The organism is Actinopolyspora sp. BKK2 (genome assembly GCF_011291845.1).
Classification (GTDB): Bacteria; Actinomycetota; Actinomycetes; order Mycobacteriales; family Pseudonocardiaceae; genus Actinopolyspora; species Actinopolyspora saharensis.
The window spans coordinates 41,781-57,525 of sequence record NZ_JAANTE010000006.1 but is presented as its reverse complement, the minus strand read 5'-3'; the positions used below and the strand labels follow the sequence as shown (position 1 = coordinate 57,525).

General features: G+C 69.6%; 18 protein-coding genes. 8 read left to right on the top strand and 10 right to left on the bottom strand.

Features of this window, described 5'->3' with window-relative positions; genetic code table 11:
• Positions 1-65 precede the first annotated feature (65 nt).
• Positions 66-1,097 carry an aldo/keto reductase gene (locus G9Q41_RS14045; RefSeq protein ID WP_165632915.1) on the top strand — a complete coding sequence of 344 codons (1,032 nt, stop codon included), beginning with the start codon at positions 66-68 and terminating at the stop codon, positions 1,095-1,097.
• A 121-nt stretch (positions 1,098-1,218) separates the two neighbouring features.
• Here the strand turns inward: G9Q41_RS14045 and G9Q41_RS14040 are convergent, their stop codons facing one another.
• The 4 genes from G9Q41_RS14040 to G9Q41_RS14025 form a co-directional block, all read right to left on the bottom strand.
• Positions 1,219-1,734, bottom strand: coding sequence for a MarR family transcriptional regulator (locus G9Q41_RS14040; protein ID WP_165632916.1), 516 nt, complete (start codon positions 1,732-1,734; stop codon positions 1,219-1,221).
• A gap of 95 nt (positions 1,735-1,829) precedes the next feature.
• Positions 1,830-2,411 carry a TetR family transcriptional regulator gene (locus tag G9Q41_RS14035; protein WP_165632917.1) on the bottom strand — a complete coding sequence of 194 codons (582 nt, stop codon included), beginning with the start codon at positions 2,409-2,411 and terminating at the stop codon, positions 1,830-1,832.
• Positions 2,408-3,415 carry an aldo/keto reductase gene (locus tag G9Q41_RS14030; protein WP_092524260.1) on the bottom strand — a complete coding sequence of 336 codons (1,008 nt, stop codon included), beginning with the start codon at positions 3,413-3,415 and terminating at the stop codon, positions 2,408-2,410. The genes G9Q41_RS14035 and G9Q41_RS14030 overlap by 4 nt, the downstream gene beginning before the upstream one ends.
• Before the next feature lie 96 nt (positions 3,416-3,511).
• A complete protein-coding gene (locus tag G9Q41_RS14025) occupies positions 3,512-4,342 on the bottom strand; it encodes an MOSC N-terminal beta barrel domain-containing protein (RefSeq protein WP_165632918.1) in 831 nt (276 codons plus the stop codon).
• A gap of 178 nt (positions 4,343-4,520) precedes the next feature.
• On the opposite strand from G9Q41_RS14025, the gene G9Q41_RS14020 reads away from it, so the two are divergent.
• From G9Q41_RS14020 to G9Q41_RS14000, 5 genes are all read left to right on the top strand, one after another.
• Complete coding sequence (locus G9Q41_RS14020; protein WP_165632919.1) at positions 4,521-4,697, top strand: hypothetical protein; 177 nt, start codon at positions 4,521-4,523, stop codon at positions 4,695-4,697.
• Positions 4,687-5,061, top strand: a complete 375-nt coding sequence (locus G9Q41_RS14015; RefSeq protein ID WP_165632920.1) for a hypothetical protein — start codon at positions 4,687-4,689, stop codon at positions 5,059-5,061. Before G9Q41_RS14020 ends, G9Q41_RS14015 begins: the two co-directional genes overlap by 11 nt.
• A gap of 57 nt (positions 5,062-5,118) precedes the next feature.
• Positions 5,119-5,994 (top strand): hypothetical protein, encoded by an 876-nt coding sequence (locus G9Q41_RS14010; RefSeq protein WP_165632921.1) that lies wholly within the window; start codon positions 5,119-5,121, stop codon positions 5,992-5,994.
• Between the two features lie 239 nt (positions 5,995-6,233).
• Positions 6,234-6,692 (top strand): type II toxin-antitoxin system antitoxin SocA domain-containing protein, encoded by a 459-nt coding sequence (locus G9Q41_RS14005; protein ID WP_092524252.1) that lies wholly within the window; start codon positions 6,234-6,236, stop codon positions 6,690-6,692.
• Positions 6,689-7,147: a hypothetical protein gene (locus G9Q41_RS14000; protein WP_165632922.1), complete on the top strand. Its 459-nt coding sequence runs from the start codon at positions 6,689-6,691 to the stop codon at positions 7,145-7,147. The genes G9Q41_RS14005 and G9Q41_RS14000 overlap by 4 nt, the downstream gene beginning before the upstream one ends.
• 260 nt (positions 7,148-7,407) lie before the next feature.
• Here the strand turns inward: G9Q41_RS14000 and G9Q41_RS13995 are convergent, their stop codons facing one another.
• From G9Q41_RS13995 to G9Q41_RS13985, 3 genes are all read right to left on the bottom strand, one after another.
• Complete coding sequence (locus G9Q41_RS13995) at positions 7,408-8,130, bottom strand: DUF5710 domain-containing protein (protein WP_165632923.1); 723 nt, start codon at positions 8,128-8,130, stop codon at positions 7,408-7,410.
• 2 nt (positions 8,131-8,132) lie between these two features.
• Positions 8,133-8,915, bottom strand: coding sequence for an exonuclease domain-containing protein (locus tag G9Q41_RS13990; RefSeq protein WP_165632924.1), 783 nt, complete (start codon positions 8,913-8,915; stop codon positions 8,133-8,135).
• Positions 8,916-9,070: 155 nt separating this feature from the next.
• Positions 9,071-9,736: a triacylglycerol lipase gene (locus G9Q41_RS13985; RefSeq protein WP_165632925.1), complete on the bottom strand. Its 666-nt coding sequence runs from the start codon at positions 9,734-9,736 to the stop codon at positions 9,071-9,073.
• Positions 9,737-10,017: 281 nt separating this feature from the next.
• On the opposite strand from G9Q41_RS13985, the gene G9Q41_RS13980 reads away from it, so the two are divergent.
• A complete protein-coding gene (locus G9Q41_RS13980) occupies positions 10,018-12,753 on the top strand; it encodes a LuxR family transcriptional regulator (RefSeq protein WP_242687465.1) in 2,736 nt (911 codons plus the stop codon).
• 144 nt (positions 12,754-12,897) lie between these two features.
• On the top strand, positions 12,898-13,743 hold the full coding sequence (locus G9Q41_RS13975) for a formate/nitrite transporter family protein (RefSeq protein WP_165632927.1): 846 nt from the start codon (positions 12,898-12,900) through the stop codon (positions 13,741-13,743).
• Positions 13,744-13,863: 120 nt separating this feature from the next.
• On the opposite strand, the gene G9Q41_RS13970 is transcribed toward G9Q41_RS13975, so the two are convergent.
• The 3 genes from G9Q41_RS13970 to G9Q41_RS13960 form a co-directional block, all read right to left on the bottom strand.
• Entirely contained in the window at positions 13,864-15,003 is a 1,140-nt protein-coding gene (locus G9Q41_RS13970; RefSeq protein WP_165632928.1) for a hypothetical protein, read from the bottom strand.
• 126 nt (positions 15,004-15,129) lie between these two features.
• On the bottom strand, positions 15,130-15,465 hold the full coding sequence (locus G9Q41_RS13965) for a hypothetical protein (RefSeq protein WP_092524234.1): 336 nt from the start codon (positions 15,463-15,465) through the stop codon (positions 15,130-15,132).
• Between the two features lie 40 nt (positions 15,466-15,505).
• On the bottom strand, positions 15,506-15,724 hold the full coding sequence (locus G9Q41_RS13960; protein ID WP_092524232.1) for a hypothetical protein: 219 nt from the start codon (positions 15,722-15,724) through the stop codon (positions 15,506-15,508).
• Positions 15,725-15,745 lie beyond the last annotated feature (21 nt).

Here is a 15,745-nt window from a genome sequence, read left to right as displayed (position 1 = left end):
TGGGGCGTGGGACGGCAGGGTGAACGGTGCGAGCAACGCCTAGATCCGAGAGGACGCGCTAGAGCATGGATTACGTTTCGCTCGGCAGGACCGGAGTCAAGGTCAGCCCGCTGTGCCTGGGGGCCATGAACTTCGGGGCCTGGGGTAATCCCGACCACGACGAGTCGATCCACATCATCCACCGCGCCCTGGACGCGGGGATCAACTTCATCGACACCGCCGATGTGTACTCCTACGGCGAGTCGGAGGAAATCGTCGGCAAGGCGCTGGCCGACGGCCGTCGGGACGACGTGGTGCTGGCTACCAAGGCCCACGCCCCCATGGGAGAGGACGCCAACCGGCGGGGCAACTCGCGCCGCTGGATCGTCCGCGAGGTGGAGAACAGCCTGCGCAGGCTCGGCACCGATCACATCGACCTGTACCAGATCCACCGGCCCGACCCGGACACCCACATCGACGAGACCCTGGGCGCGCTCACCGATCTGGTTCGGGACGGCAAGATCCGCTACGCGGGCTGCTCGACCTTCCCGGCACACCTGATCGTGGAGTCCCACTGGGTTGCCGAGCAGCGGATGCGCGAGCGGTTCGTGACCGAGCAGCCGCCGTACTCGATCCTCACCAGGGGCATCGAGACCGACGTGCTGCCGACCGCCGAGAAGTACGGGATGGGCGTCCTCCCGTGGAGCCCGCTGTCCGGGGGCTGGTTGTCCGGCAAGTACCGCCGGGGGCAGGAGACCCCGAACACGCACCGGGCCAACTTCTTCTCCGGGGACCGGTTCGACCCGAACAAACCGGAGAACGCGCGCAAGCTGGACGCCGTGGAGGAGCTCGTCCAGCTCGCGGGTGAGCTCGGTATAACGCTGGTGGACCTGGCGCTGGCCTTCGTGCTCAGCCATCCCGCGGTGACCTCGCCGATCATCGGGCCGCGCACCATGGAGCAGCTCGAGTCCCAGCTCGGCGCGGCCGACATCGCGCTCGACGCGGCCACGCTGGACCGCATCGACGAGATCGTTCCGCCGGGGACCACGCTGAACCCGGCCGATGTGGGCTGGACCCCTCCGGCGCTGGAGCGCAAGGAGCTGCGCCGCAAGCGCTGACGGGGCGCACCGGGCGGTTCGCGTGGTGGTGCGGGGGTGACGGTCCCCGCCCACCGCGCGGACCCGCGCGGTGCGGAAGGACTCGGTCGGAAACGGGCTGCGGCGTGGCGAGCGGGCCGTTTCAGTCCTGCCGCTCGATGCTCTCGGCCGCCGTGTCCAGGGCCGAGGTGACCCTGGACAGCTCGTTGTAGAGCTCGCTGAGCCGGTTCTCGTCGAGTCCGGTGGCGGACAGGATGCGGCGCGGGATGTCCCGGGCCTGCTCCCGCAGCTGCCTGCCCTGGTCGGTCGCGTTCACCAGCACCGAGCGCTCGTCCACCGCGCTGCGTTCGCGTCGCACGAAGCCCGCCTTCTCCAGGCGTTTGAGCAGCGGGGACAGCGTTCCGGAGTCCAGCCGCAGCAGGTTGCCGAGCTCCTTGACCGTGAGCTCGCCGTGTTCCCAGACCGTCAGCATGACCAGGTACTGCGGGTAGGTCAGCCCCAGCTGGGAGAGGACCGGTCGGTAGAGCGTGTCGAACGCCCGCGAGGTGGCGTGCAGCACGAAGCAGAGCTGCCGTTCCAGACGCAGCAGCTCCTCGGAGCCGCTCTCCGGAGTCGTGCCTCCCGCGGCTTCCGCTGCTGCATCGTTCGAGTCCCGCACACACGCAGGTTAGCAGCGAATTGTGCGCAACCAAATGGCGTCGGTCAGCTCACCCGACCGGGCCTCGGCCCCCGCCACGGCCTCCCGGTGCCGCCCTACCGCGTTTCGAGCCCGCGGCGCACCAGTTCCCAGACCGTCTCGAACTCCCGGTCGAGGTTCGGGTCCGCCCACTCCGCCGCGTGCGCGGGGTGGTGGAACTTGGTGGTCGCCGACAGCATCGTCCGCGCCGTCTCGTGGGGATCGTCCACCGCGAACTCCCCGCGCCGCACACCGTCGGCGACGATGCGGGCGAGCAGCTCGGTCAGCGTCTCGAGGTGGTCCGACACGACCTCCCTGATCTCGCTCGCCAGCGCGTAGTAGGTGGCGAAGAGCTCGGGGTCGTTGCTGGCCATCTCGCGCTTGGTGGTGCTGAGCAGCCACAACCACCTCCAGGCTCGCTCCGCGGCGGGACCGTCCTCGGTGACCACGGGGTGGAGGGGCACGCAGATCCGCTGCAGCCAGCGCTCGGCCACGGCGTCGCGCAGGGCTGCCTTGTTCGGGAAGTGGCGGTACACGCTGCCGTGGCTGACACCGAGCGAGCGGGCCACGTCCACCACAGTCGTCTTGCCCGGACCGAAGCGGCGGAGGGTGTCCTCCGCCGCATCGAGGATCCGTTCCGCGGTCAGCGCACCGGTCACGAAGTCCCGTCCCGGCTGCTGCGCTCGCTGTCGAGCAGCTCCATCGCGTGCTCGTCGTAGCGCTGGCCCGCCGCGGAGTCCGCGGGGATCGCTCGCTCGATCGCGGCCACGTCCTCCGCGGTGAGCCGCAGGTCCAGCGCGCCGAGGGCCTCGTTGAGCCGTTCCCTGCGGCGGGCGCCGATGAGCGGGACGATGTCCTCTCCCTTGGCCAGGACCCAGGCGATGGCGACCTGGGCGACGTTGGCGCCCTTCTCCTCGGCCACGGAGCGGAGCTGCTCGACGAGTCCGAGGTTGTGGTCCAGGTTCTCGCCCTGGAACCTGGGGAAGCGCGTTCTCGGGTCGTCGCTCTGGTTCCGGTCCCAACGGCCGGAGAGCAGCCCCCTGGACAGCACGCCGTAGGCGGTGATCCCGATTCCGAGCTCCCGGCAGGTGGGCAGGATCTCGGCCTCGATGCCGCGGGAGAGCAGGGAGTACTCGATCTGCAGGTCCACGATCGGGTGCACCGCTGCCGCGCGGCGGATCGTGTCCGCCCCGACCTCGGACAGGCCGATGTGGCGGACGTGCCCGGCCTCGACCATCTCGGAGATCGCCCCGATGGTCTCCTCGATGGGAACCTGCGGGTCCAGGCGGGCGGGGCGGTAGATGTCGACGTGATCGGTGCCCAGGCGCTGCAGGGTCTGGGCCAGCGAGTTCTTGACCCCGGCGGGGCTGCCGTCGAATCCGACGAAGGCGCCGTGCGGGTCGCGCATCGCCCCGAACTTGACGCTGAGGGACAGCTGGTCCCTGTCGTGCCGCCGCAGGGCTTCGCGCAGCAGGAGCTCGTTGTGCCCGCTGCCGTAGAAGTCGCCGGTGTCCAGCAGGTTCATCCCCGCTTCGATCGCGGCGTCGATGGTGGCGTGGCTCTCCGCCGTGTCGGCGGGGCCGTAGAAGTCGGACATGCCCATCAGCCCGTGCCCGAGCGGGAACACGGAGGGACCGGTGGATCCGAGGGCGCGTTGAGTCATACCACCACCATCGGCAAACAAATGACAGTTGTCAAATTTTGTTATCAGTAAGCGAGTTCCGCCACCGGGAGAGTCGCTGCTCACCAGCGGCCCGGTTCAGAGCTCGGAAGTCCCCCACTCGGTGACCCCGAACTCGTCCCCCACGGAGAGCTTGCCCGCGCGCAGCACCGCGAACTTGCTGCCGAAGGCCACCCCATTGCCCTCGGTTCGCCGGTACTCGGCGAGAACGCGCAACGGCTCGGGGCCGTCCTTGCGGCCGCTGGTCTGCTCGACGGTGGTGACCGCGCAGCGCTTGGCGATCTTGGCGTAGCCCAGCTCCACGTCCCCGGCCGCGCCTCTGCGCACCAGGTCCTCGGTGTGCGGCTCCCGCCAGCCCGCCACCACGATGTTCGGACGGAAGCGGTTCATCGGCAAGGCGGGAAGCCCCCGCTCGGTCAGCCGCTCGTTCACGTCCCGCAGGGACTCCTCGGAAACGACCAGGATCGGGCAGCTGTCCGCGTAACCGGAGGTCCCCTCGGTGAGTCCGCCGGTCACCCGATCGTGCTCCGGAGGGACGTGCACGAGCCTGCACCTGGTGCCGAGCACCGCCGAGAACCACTCGGCGGCAGTGTCCCCCTGGTCGATTCCCAGGTAGCCGGCCCCGTGCAGCTCGACCTCGGAACGCGCCGTGGCCGCGGTGTCCACCTCGATCGCGACCGACTCGACCCCGGGGGCGTGCAGCGTCAGCCGCGTGCCGTCCGGGTCGATCTCGGGGCGGATGACGGCCATGCCGGGGTCCTTGCGCTGGCTGCGGAAGCCGCCCCGCTCGTCGACGACCATGAAGCAGCGGTCGTGGCGCAGCCCGGCGGGGGTCAGGTCGGCGCTGCCGACGGTGATCCCCGCGCAGCCCTTGACCGGGTAGTAGACGAGTTCGGTGATCTCGGCCATGGGCCAAGCCTAAGGGGTCCGCGCCGGAGCGCGACGCATCGTGTTCCGACAGGGCGCTCATCACCCCTCGGGAGAGGTCACCTGCCGGAGTCGGACTCCATGGGGCCGGGGAGCGGCAGGTCCCGTGAATGCACCAATCCCCCGACCTCGTCAGGACGGGGAAAGGAAGTGCATCGGCGTGAGCACGTCCCCGAATTCAGATGAGGAGCAGCAGGAACAGCTCGTCGTCAGCGGGCCGCCCGTGCCGATTCCCGTCGACGCCGACACGCTGGCTTCCGGTGTGGGGTCCAATACGGAACACGGCACTGACAACAAGACCGAGGGTGCGGCCGAAGATTCGGCCGATGCTGGGTAACGGGCAGCAAGATGGGGCGACACAGCTGCGCTGTCGGATCTCTGTTCGTGGCCTGTGGTCAGTCGATCCGGACGGATCGATCGGCTACGACATGCACACCGGCAAGCCACCCGGCAAGACCGTGTTCTCGGGTGTCGCCGGCGCCGGCGCCGCGGCCCTGGTGGCCTCCACACCGGTCGGCTGGGGTGCTCTGGCTGCTGTGGGTGTGGGCGTGGGTGTCGCGGCGGATTTCGTCTACGACGCTCTCCCGCAAGGCGTACAAGACAAGATCAACGAAGGTGTCGAGGCCGTCGGCAATACCGTCGCGGACGGAGCAGAGGCTGTTGGTGATGCCGTATCGGGTGCTTGGAACGCGGTGTTCTAGCCGAGCTCACCTCTACATCGCGCTGGTCTGCTGTTGGTAGTAAGGAGCCCTTGAATCATGTCCGAGCTTGGTGGCCAGCAGACTCGGCGCTTGCCGTGGCCTCAGGAGTGGCCCGAGCCGGGCGAGGCGAAGCAGAAAGTCACTGCCACGGTATTCGCGGTGCTGGGATTGGGCTCCTTGGCCGGGGCTGTCATCGCGTTGACCGCGACCCCGCCGGACGCCCGAGGGGTGATCATGGCGATCTGTGCCCCGCTGTTCCTCGGATTCGTCAGCATCGCCGTCCTCACCCGGCTACGCGTTCGTGATCGGGGGACCGCTTCGATCCATCTCGATCACGTCGCGCCCGCGAACTCGAAAGCGGTAGTGATCCCGTACTCACGCGGACTCGCACTGACCTACGTCGCCATGACCGCTTCCATGCTCGCGCTGTTCGGTCTTCTCGCCGTTGTCGCCCTGCTCGTGGTCCTGGATGACGATTCCAGCGGTACCGGCATGAGTGTGCTGCTCGTCGCAAGCAGCCTGGCCACGCTGTACCTCCTGCTGCTGGTCGTCGAAGCACTCCGAGGAGGTTTGAGTCGTGGCGCGTTGGCTCTCGCTCCCAGCGGGGTCCATCATCGTTCCTGGGCGTTCACGAGCTTCTTCACCTGGGACAGCATCATCTCAATCAGCGCGGGCACCACGGGTGGGCAGCTGATCACCACAGCCGTCTACGACAACAGCACCCCGTATTTTCACCGGCGCTCACGTCTGTGGAAACAACCCGAGCTAGCCCTGGCACCCCACATGGGTGTGCAGGGCATGAACTTGTCCGTCGATCCAGCCCTGGCCTACCAAGCACTGCGCTACTATCACGAGCACCCGGAAATGCGCGCCGAACTCGGCCGGCAAGCGGGTGTAGACCGCATCCGCCGTGCAGATCTGATCATACACTGATCCCTGAACAGGTGGTCACAGTGACGAGGAGCGAGTCCTGAGGACTGCCCACATCAGCGTGGGACGCCGTAGTGCCCGCTCTGAGGTGAACTCGATCGGCTGATGAGTAACGTTCGAGAGGACGGGTCGAGGCGATAGATCACTGAGTGGTTCAGGTCACCTGATCCTCATGGCTGCGCTACGATGGGGCGAGTCATGACACGATGTCTCGGTATTACACGCCGAAGGGAGAGACGGTAATGGCTACCGCCAGGGATGTCGCCGCCTATATCCTGCGCCAGCGTGGACCGATGACCGCGATGAAGTTGCAGAAGCTCGTCTACTACAGCCAGGCGTGGCACTTGGTCTGGGACGAGCAACCACTGTTCGGTGAGTCGATCGAGGCGTGGGCCAACGGGCCGGTTGTGCCTGAACTGTATCGAGCGCACCGTGGAAACTTCCGGCTCGACGCCGCTTTTGATATCGGCGGTGATCCCGATCGCTTGACGCCCGAACAGCGTGACACGATCCATGCCGTCCTTGACGCATACGGTGACAAGTCTGCTCATTGGCTCAGCGAGCTCACGCATCGCGAAGCGCCCTGGCGTGACACGCGTGGTGATCTCGATGATCTGCAGCGCAGCAACGCCGTCATCACCACGGACTCGATGTTCGAGTACTACGACGCATTGACCGAGGAGAACGCCGACGACGTATGAGCGCCGGCAAACGCAAGACGAAGGCCGTCCCGTCTGCGGCGAAGAGCATTCAGGATGGTGCGCAACAGCGGCCGCGACGACAGTTCAACCCCGATCACGCCCCGGACAACCTGGTTGTTCGCTTCAACCACGTTGACGTGGGCAGTGATTGGTGCCTGACGAACATCACACGAGACGACCACGCCAAGCTGCTCGAAAGGCTTCGTTCGTTCGAGCAGATGCGCGCGGATCAGGTGTTTGTTCCGGGAGCCGAAGAGGGCAAAACCTACGACGTCGATGCTTTGCCCAACAAGGATGCTGTTCGCAGGCTCGTGGATCTCGGATACGAGGACCAAGACACGATCGCTCGTCTGAGGATCACCGGCAAGCGCCGCCTGTACGGGTTCTTGATCGGGAACCAGTTCTACGCGCTGTGGTGGGATCCCGAGCATCTCATCTGGCCCAGCAAGAAGTAGAGCTCCCCGGATCTCCGAAACCGCAGGTCATCGAGTAGGCTCCGCGCACGCGGGGATGGACCGCAGCTCCTCGCCGCGGATCATCAGATACGAGAGGTAGGCCCCGCGCAGGCGGGGGCACTCGTGCGTGCTGCCCGTGCTGAGCAGCACGGCTCGCCCGCCGTCTCCGGTGAGCTACGCGGCCCTGTGGTGATCAGGCCCTGTGGTGATCAGGCCCCGCGGCGAGCCCGAGGGGTGTCCACACCGGAGCACGGCGCGTCTCAGCCGAATCGCCGCGGCCCCTCCGCCGCGCCACTACCCAGCTCCCGCGCCGCGATGTCCGGTCGTTGCTCGGCCTCCGGCGGAGTGCGCAGCGTTATCCCGGCCTCGGTCAGCATGCTCAGGTCCAGGCTCCACTCGACCCGCGACCTGCGGGACCAGAGCTCGAAGGCCGCTGCCACGTGCTCCGCGGCCTCGGCGGCGCTCATGCCGGTGACCGCGCACAGCTGTCGTCCGGCCTCTTCCTCGACCCCGCGCACCTGGGCCAGGCCGAAGTGGGTGACGGTGTGGCAGGCGTCGCACAGGCAGATCAACCGGCGCAGCGTCTGGACGCACTGGGCCTCGTCGTAGTGCCACCGCTCGTGCGCCTCCAAGCGGCGCCGGGAGTTCGCCTCCGGGGCGGCACCGCAGATCTCGCACCGCCCTCCGGCGCGCCTGGTGATCATCCGGCGCAGCCGTTCCCAGTCCCGCGGGGCCGTGCACGAGCGCACGTTGGTGAACCAGCAGGTGCTGGGCACGAGGTCGACGAACAGGCCGGAGCCGAACGCGCGGTCCTCGCCGGGCAGCAGCTCGGGAACCTCCGGCAGCGCGGCCCAGGGCCGCAGGGACTCCATGCCCGCGCGCGGGGCGTACCAGCGCTTCTCCGCCGGGTCCCAGCGCGCTCCCGCCGCCTTGGCTGCGTCCTTCTCGGCGAAGGGGACGTCGAGCCAGATCCGCTCGCCCACGGTCAGACCCCGGCGTTCGTGGTCGGCAGCTCCTGCTGGCGCAGCGGCCAGCCCTCGGCGTCGACGCGCACCTGGGCGGCCCGGGTGCGCAACCGCTCCGCCTCGGCCGCGTCGTCGGTCCTGCCCGCCTGCTTGTCCAGGTAGCCCGCGAAACTGCGCGTCTGGGCCCGGTACCACTCGACCTGCTGCTCGTGCAGGACTCGCGGTTCGACCAGGCCGAGCTGCTCGGGATAGCTCTTGGCCAGCCGCCACGCCAGCCGGGCCGCCGCGATGGCGTCGCCCGCTGAGGTGTGCGCCTCCTCGGCCTTCACCCGGTGGTGCTCGCACAGGGCGGCCAGCGTGCGCTTGCCCTTGCGGTAGCGGTCCACGTGGCGGTCCATGCAGAGTGGATCGATCACCGGACCCCCGAGCGGCAGCGCGGTGCCCAGGTGCCTGCGCGATTCCGCGTCCAGCAGGGACAGGTCGAAGCTGGCGTTGAACGCGATCAGCGGTGTCGTCGGTGACCACTGCGCGGCCAGCGCCTCGGTTATCTCGGCGACCACGGTTCCCGCGGGCCTGCCGTGCGTGCGGGCGTGCTCGGTGTCGATTCCGTGGACCTCGGTGGACTCGGCCGGGATCTCGATCCCCGGATCGGCCAGCCAGCTCGTGGGGTTCGCCGGGTTTCCCGGGGTCACGGAAATCAACGTCGCGGTCACGATGCGGTCCGTTGCGGTGTCGGTTCCCGTCGTTTCCAGGTCCAGGGCAAGCAGCGGACCGTCGGCCCACGACGTTGCGGAATCGTTCATGGGGTGAAGGTATCCGACGGGGACGACACCGGACAGCCGCCACCCTGGGAGCAGCTCTTCCGCCGGGACGGCGCGCAGCGGCGCCGCGCGCGGACGAGGCCGTGCGCGGCGCTCGGGGGAGCGGCCCCGCTGCGGGGCTCACCGGTGTTCTCGGGTCAGGACTGCAGGAAGTCGACCACCTCGCCCAGCGTCGAGGTGTCGCTGAGGAAACCGATGTGCGTGGTGCAGCTGGTGCGGTTGTTGTCCGCGCCCACCACCCGGGTGTTGGTGTAGGGAATGATCACCCCGTCGCAGGCCGAGTACCAGGTGGCGTACTCGGAGTCGCCGGGAGTCCAGTCACCGGAGTTGAGCTGCTCCTCGAAGTCCGATCCCGGCGTCATCTCCCGGCAGGAGGCGTTCTGCAGGCACGTGCTCGCGGAGGTGGTCCCCTGGTTGGCTCCGGCCAGCGAGGCCCAGTGTCCCACGTTGGTGTGGCCGCCGAGCTCCTTCATGTACCAGCGGCTGACGAGCCCGCCCATGGAGTGGTTGACGATGTCCACTTTCTCCGAACCGGTCTCGGCGAGGACGTCGTCGACGTATCCGGCCAGCTCGGCCGCGCTTCGCTCGTTCGACTGACTCCAGTCGTACTCGAAGGAGTGCAACTGGGAGTCCGCGTACCCGCTCAGCCTGAACCGGGCCTCGGCGGCGGACCAGTTGGAGGAGCTTCCCGAGTAGCCGTGCACGAACACCACGGGGTTCGGTTCCGCCGCGTCGGCCACGGCGGGGGAGCCGAGCGCGGCCAGGGCCACGCTCGCGAGCAACAAGCCGATTTTCCTGCGCATGAAATCCTCCTGGTGAGTTCCGACAGGACGCGCCGAGTCTCCGACCGAGGAGGAAGTGGACACATCGGTGAAATCACCGGTGTGCGTTCACCGGAACGTTCTCCGGGGGACGACCGCGGTTGGTTCGCGGGAGTCCTCCGGGAAACGACCGCCGGAGCGGTTCGTGCGGAAGTTGCTCCGCCGCGGAGCCCCGTAACCGGACCGGAGAGCTCCAACGGGAAGAGTGCTCGATGGTCCGGTTGTACCTTTCCGGAACCCTGACCTCCGGAGACACTGTTGCCATGTCGGACGGCAACACCGGTCGCGCCGGACCCTCGCCCCGGCTGCACGGCTGCGAGAGCACAGTGGACGGACTGCGGGAGAGGATATCCCGAGCCGCTGGAGGGAACGGTTCGGTCGTGGTGCTGACGGGACCGCGCGGCAGCGGGAAGACGACCCTCCTCGAGTGGGTGGGCCGCGACGCGGGATTCACCGCCGTCGACCTGCGCGGGACGCGCGCCGAGCGCGGCATCCCGCTGTCCGCGCTGGACCGGATGCGCCCCTCGGACGGATCGGCCCTGGAAGCGGTTCGCGCACCGGAGGAGGACGAGTTCGCGTGCTGCACCGCGCTGCTGCGGGAGCTGGCCGCCCGCTGTCGCCGCGGTCCCGTGCTCCTTCGCGTGGACGACGCCGGTTCGGTGGACCCGGCCTCGCTGCGAGTGCTGGGGATGCTCGGGCGCAGGGTTCACCGGCTCGCGCTGCTGCTCGTGTTCGCGGTGGAGACCGACCCGCTGGGCCGGGAGTCCGAGGTGGACCCGCTGGAGGGCTTCGACCGGATCGACCTCGAACCGCTGGACGAGCGGGCCGGGGCGCGACTGCTGCGCGAGCGCGCGAGGTGCTCGCCGGCTCCCGAGGTGGTCGAGGACGCGCTCGTTCGTTGCGGCGGGAATCCGCTGGTTCTGTCCGAGGTGGCCGATTCGCTCACCGCGGAGCGCGCCGCCGGACTCGCCCCTCCGCGGCTGCCGCCGGACGGGAGGCTGCTCACCGAGGCGGAGGGCGTGCTGCGCGGGCTCACTCCTCCGGCCCGCAGGCTGGCGCTGCTGCTGATGGTCGGGGAACGGTTGAGCGTGGACACCGTGCACCGCGCGGCCCCCGAGGACTCCGCCGTGCCGGGGGCGTGGAGCGAGCTCTTCCGCGCGGGGCTGGTTCACCTCTCCGAGTCAACGGCGTGCTTCTCCCAGGACCTCGTGCGCATCGGGCTGCTGGACCGGGTCTGCCCAGCGGAGTCACGGCAGGCGCACCTGCGACTGGCCGAGGTCCTCGAACGGGAGGGGGACCGGGCGCGGGCCGTCCGGCACCGCTGCGCGGCGGGCGAGGACTTCGGAGGGCGACTGCTCGCAGAACTGGCCGGGGCCGCCGAGTCGGCGAGCAGGGCACGGGACCACTCCCTCGCCTCCGAGCTGCACGAGCTGGCCGCGACCCACTGCTCCGCTGGAGCGGACAGGGGTGATCGACTGCTCGCGGCGGGACGCGAGGCGTGGGCGAGCGGGGACACGCGGCGGGCCCGCGCCCTGTCCCGCCGTGCGGGGCCACTGGTGCGCGAGGTGCGGGCACGCGCGGCGGACGAGCTGCTGCGCGGTGGGCTCGAACTCTGCGACGGCGACCCGGCCACGGCGGGCAGGAGCCTGGCCACCGCGGCGGAGGCCCTGCTCGGTACCGACAGGCGAGCGGCGTTCCGGGCCCTGATGCTGGCCGGGGAGGCCAACTGCCTCACCGGGGACTACCGGGGCTACTACGCGCTGGCCCACCGGGCCGAACGGCTGAGGTGCCGGGAGGAAGCGGCGGAGGTCACGCTGATGCTCGAGCACTTCGAGGGCATGTCGGCGACCTTCCGGGGCGGCCACGCGGCCGCCGTGCCCCCGCTGCGGCGGGTGGTGCGGTTGGCGGGGGACGCGGCCGACCCCATGTCGATCATCTGGGGGAGCCAGGCCGCGTTCACGCTCGGTCTGCTGGAGACCTCCCGCGAACTCGCAGGCCGGGCGCGTGACTTCGCGCGTAGGGACGGGAGCACCGCCCAGGAGCCGTGGGCCCGCGTCTACGGGTGCCTCTCCGCGCTGTCCCTGGACCGGTACGCCGAAGCGGAGTCCACCGCGCTGGAGGGGTTGCGTCTGGCCAGGGGGTTCGGGCAGCGGAACCTGGCGGTCGACCACCTGGTCCTGCTGGCGCTGGTGGCCGCGCTGCGCGGGGACCTCGAAACGGTGCGGGTGCGCCTGGATCGGGCTTTCGCCGAGGAGATGTCCGGCAGGGGGCTCGGACGTCCGGACGCCTTCGGCAGCTGGGGAGCGGCGTGCGCCGAACTCGCCGACGGCAGGCCGGCCGAGGCGTCCAGGCGGCTGCGGCTGATGAGATCGGGAACCGATGGTTCCAACCCCGCCGTGGGGGTGCTCGCCGCTCCGCACTTCGTGGAGGCGGCCGTGTCCTGCGGGGAGGTCGGGAACGCGGAGCGGTTGCTGACGGCCTTCGACCGCTGGGTCACTTCCACCGGCAGCACGGCGCGGTTGGCGCTGTCCCACCGGTGTCACGCGTTGTTGGCCCGGCGTACCTCCGAGGCGGAGGAGAGGTTCCGGACCGCTGTGGAGCTGCACCGGGGCAGCGGCAACTCCCTGGAACTGGCCAAGACGGAGCTGTTGTACGCCGGTCGGCTGCGCAGGGCGCGCAGGCCCACCGACGCCAGGGGGCTGCTCGGCGAGGCCCACACCATTTTCCGCCGTTACGGGGCCGAGCGGTGGGCGGACCGGGCCCGTGCCGAGCTCAGGGCCGCCGGGCACACCCTCCCGGGGGACGACGGGGGTGTCGTGCCGGAGCTGACGGGGCAGCAGTCCCGCATCTCGGCCCTGGTGGCGGAGGGGGCGACCAACCGCGAGATAGCCGAGCGGCTCTGCATCAGCGAGCGCACCGTCGAGCACCACCTGCGCAACGTCTTCGTCAAGCTCGGGGTGCGCTCCCGGGTCGAGCTGACCAGGATGCTGGGCTCTTAGAGAGCGCCCGGCTCGATTCGCGCGGGTGATGAAAAGCGGCTGCGCCGCTTGCCCGCCGCCCGCTCGGCGGGCGTGGTTTCCTCCTCGACTGCACAATGAGTCCGCGCGTTTGCCGATTCCGGTGACGACGGTGCGGAAAGGCCGATGGCTAGCGGAGATCAGGACGACGAGCAGCTGGGGACCGACAGCAAGGGCAGGCACGCTCCGCTGCGCGAGGACGAGGTGGAGCGGGCCTTCGACGCGATAGTGGCCCGTGGTCGCCCGCGACTCTTCCGGACGGTCGCCGAGCTGCTGGCCAGCGGCGTCATAGCCGGGGTGGAGATATCGCTGGGGGTGCTGGCCTTCCTGGCCGTCGAGCAGGCCACCGGAAGCGAGCTGTTGGCGGGGTTGGCCTTCGGGGTGGGCTTCATAGCTCTGCTGCTGGGCAACAGCGAGCTGTTCACCGAGGGGTTCCTGGTTCCGATCGCCGTGGTGCTGGCCAGGGAGGCGGGCTGGTGGCGGTTGCTGCGGTTCTGGGCGATCACGCTGGCTGGCAACCTGTTCGGGGGATGGCTGAGCATGTGGATGGTGGTGGTCGCCTTCCCGGAGCTGGGTTCGGTGGCCGTGGAGACCGGGCGCACCTTCGCCGAGTCCGGTTACACCCTGCACACCTTTCTGCTCGCCGTGCTGGCCGGAAGCGCCATGACCCTGCTGACCAGGATGCGCATCGGCACCTCCGACGACGTGGCACGGGTGCTCGCCTCGTTGACCACGGCTTTTCTGGTGGCGGGGCTGAGCATGTACCACTCGGTGCTGGACACCCTGTTCCTGTTCGGCGGCATCCACGCGGGAGCGGGCTACGGCTACGGGACCTGGGTGGTGTTCTTCGGCTGGACCGCCCTGGGCAACGCCGTGGGCGGCATAGGGTTGACGAGCTTCCTGCGCCTGGTGCGCAGCCACGAGCGGCTCAACGAGTGGCGACGGGCGGCCCCGGCGAGCAGGCGTCCCTGAGCATGTTTCGGCATCGGCCGGCAGCCCGCAAGCCGCAGCCCGCGGCCCTCGGGCCCGCGGAGCAGTTGTCGGGGCAGTACGGGATCCCCGCCGGGAGGAGCCCAGCCGGGCAGGAGGGGCTCACCCGCCGTTCCGACCGTGCTGCTCCTCCTGCTGCTCGGCCCGCTGCTGGCTCTCCCTGCGCTGGGCCTCCCGGTACCCGTACGCGGCGCGGCGCACCGTGGCGTCGTCCTCCAACCCGGATCCCAGGGCGCCCGCGGCCACGCCCATCGAGGCGGCCCCCCAGGCCAGCCCGAGGTAGTCGCCGAACGAGGTGGTGCCGCCGAGCTTGCTGCCCAGCAGCTGGGGGTCGATCAGCAGGCTCGCCAGCGCCAGGTTCACCAGGAACAGCGCGATGTACAGCACCCCGACCCCGATCGTGACGGTCGTCGCGGTCGAGGCGTTGTAGAGCACGCGCTGTTCCCGGTCGTGCGAGTGCTGCGGCTTCTCCCACAGGCGGTGGGTGAGGATCAGCCACGCGGTCATCAGCGCGATCACACCGGCGACGACGACTCCGCGGCGTACCGGCCCCAACATGTCGCCGATCTGCCAGACAGTGCTCGAGGTGAGCCCGAACACCGAGCTGGCCAGGGAAGCGGCCACCGCCCCGGACATGCCCAGCACCAGACGCCACGGCGTGTTGCTGCGCACCATCCCGGAGAGCAGCCGCGCCCGCCCGCGCCACTTCGTGGCCCGGTAGCGCACCGATATGGCCGTTCCCTCCGGCTCCTCCCTGCGGATGGGGGCGAGCAGCTCGGTCAGCGCGCTGTGCAGGCCACGCCTTCTCTTCCGGGGCTGCTCCTCGGCGGATTCCGTTCCGCGCGACTCCTCGGTGGCTCTGAGGATCTCGTCGACGGCCTGCAGCATCATCTGACGTGCCCGGCGGCGCGGTTGGAGCCCACCGAGCGCGGGCAGCGAGACGAGCCCGACGCGTGGGTGCTCCCCGCCGATGTTGGCCAGCACCGGTCGACTGCTGGTGCGCAGCGGCAGGTCGGTGACTCCGATCGCGTAGTCCCAGCGCTGCGCCGTGCGCTGGTTCTCGACGGCGTCGAGGATCTCCTTGCCTTTGCTGCGCCCCGCCACCACCGGATCGCACACCACCTCCACGACCCACTCGGAACCGCCGATGTGCTCCTCGAGTTGTTCGGGCAGTTGCTGCGCCAGCGCCCTGGCCACGTGATCGGGGGAGTCCGGATCACTGATCAGGCCCAAACGCGGCATTGACCTCGCTCCCTGGGAGAAAATCGCTGTTCGGCTCGGCGGGTGCTCCGCGGCGGGTGCTCGCTCGTCGGGGCCTTTCGATCCGCGACGCGGGCGCTGTCCGCGGGTGGCTTTCGCCCGTGGGCGTCACCGGTGCTCGATACCGTATCCGGAACGGCTCGAGGTGCCGTGCATGGTGGGGCGGTCGGAGCTGCGCGGGGCCTTCGGGGTGACGTCGGATCCTCCCCTGCCGTGCTCGGGCTGGTCCGCGGGCTTGCCCTCACCGCCTTCGGTCGGCGTCGCTCCCGCTCGGAGCTCCTCCAACCGCGTGTTGAGCAGTTCGAGCACCTGCGGCCGGTCCGCGTGGGCGCGTTCGTGCTCGACCAGGGTGTTGAGCTGTTCCTCCTCCAGCGAGCGGATCCGGTGCTGCATCGTCGTCAGCGGCAGTTCGTCGAACTCGGGGATGGGGAGTTGTTCCGTCATTCGCGGATTCCTTCGTGCCGAGGTGCTTTCCGGGGCGACTTCAGGCGGACACGACCGGGGCGACCCAGCCGTCGTCGGTGGTGGTCCAGTCGGCGCTGCGGTTCCAGCCCGCCGCGAGCAGCTCGTCGTCGGCGTGCGGCGGTTCGGACGCGGTCCGAGGCAGCTCCAGCTCGACGATCTCCGCGCCGCGGTCGTCCCGCACGATCACCGAGGGGGCGGCCACGTCGTCTCCCAGCCTGAAGTGAGCGGTGTTGGCCATTCCGGGCCTCCAGCAGGTCGT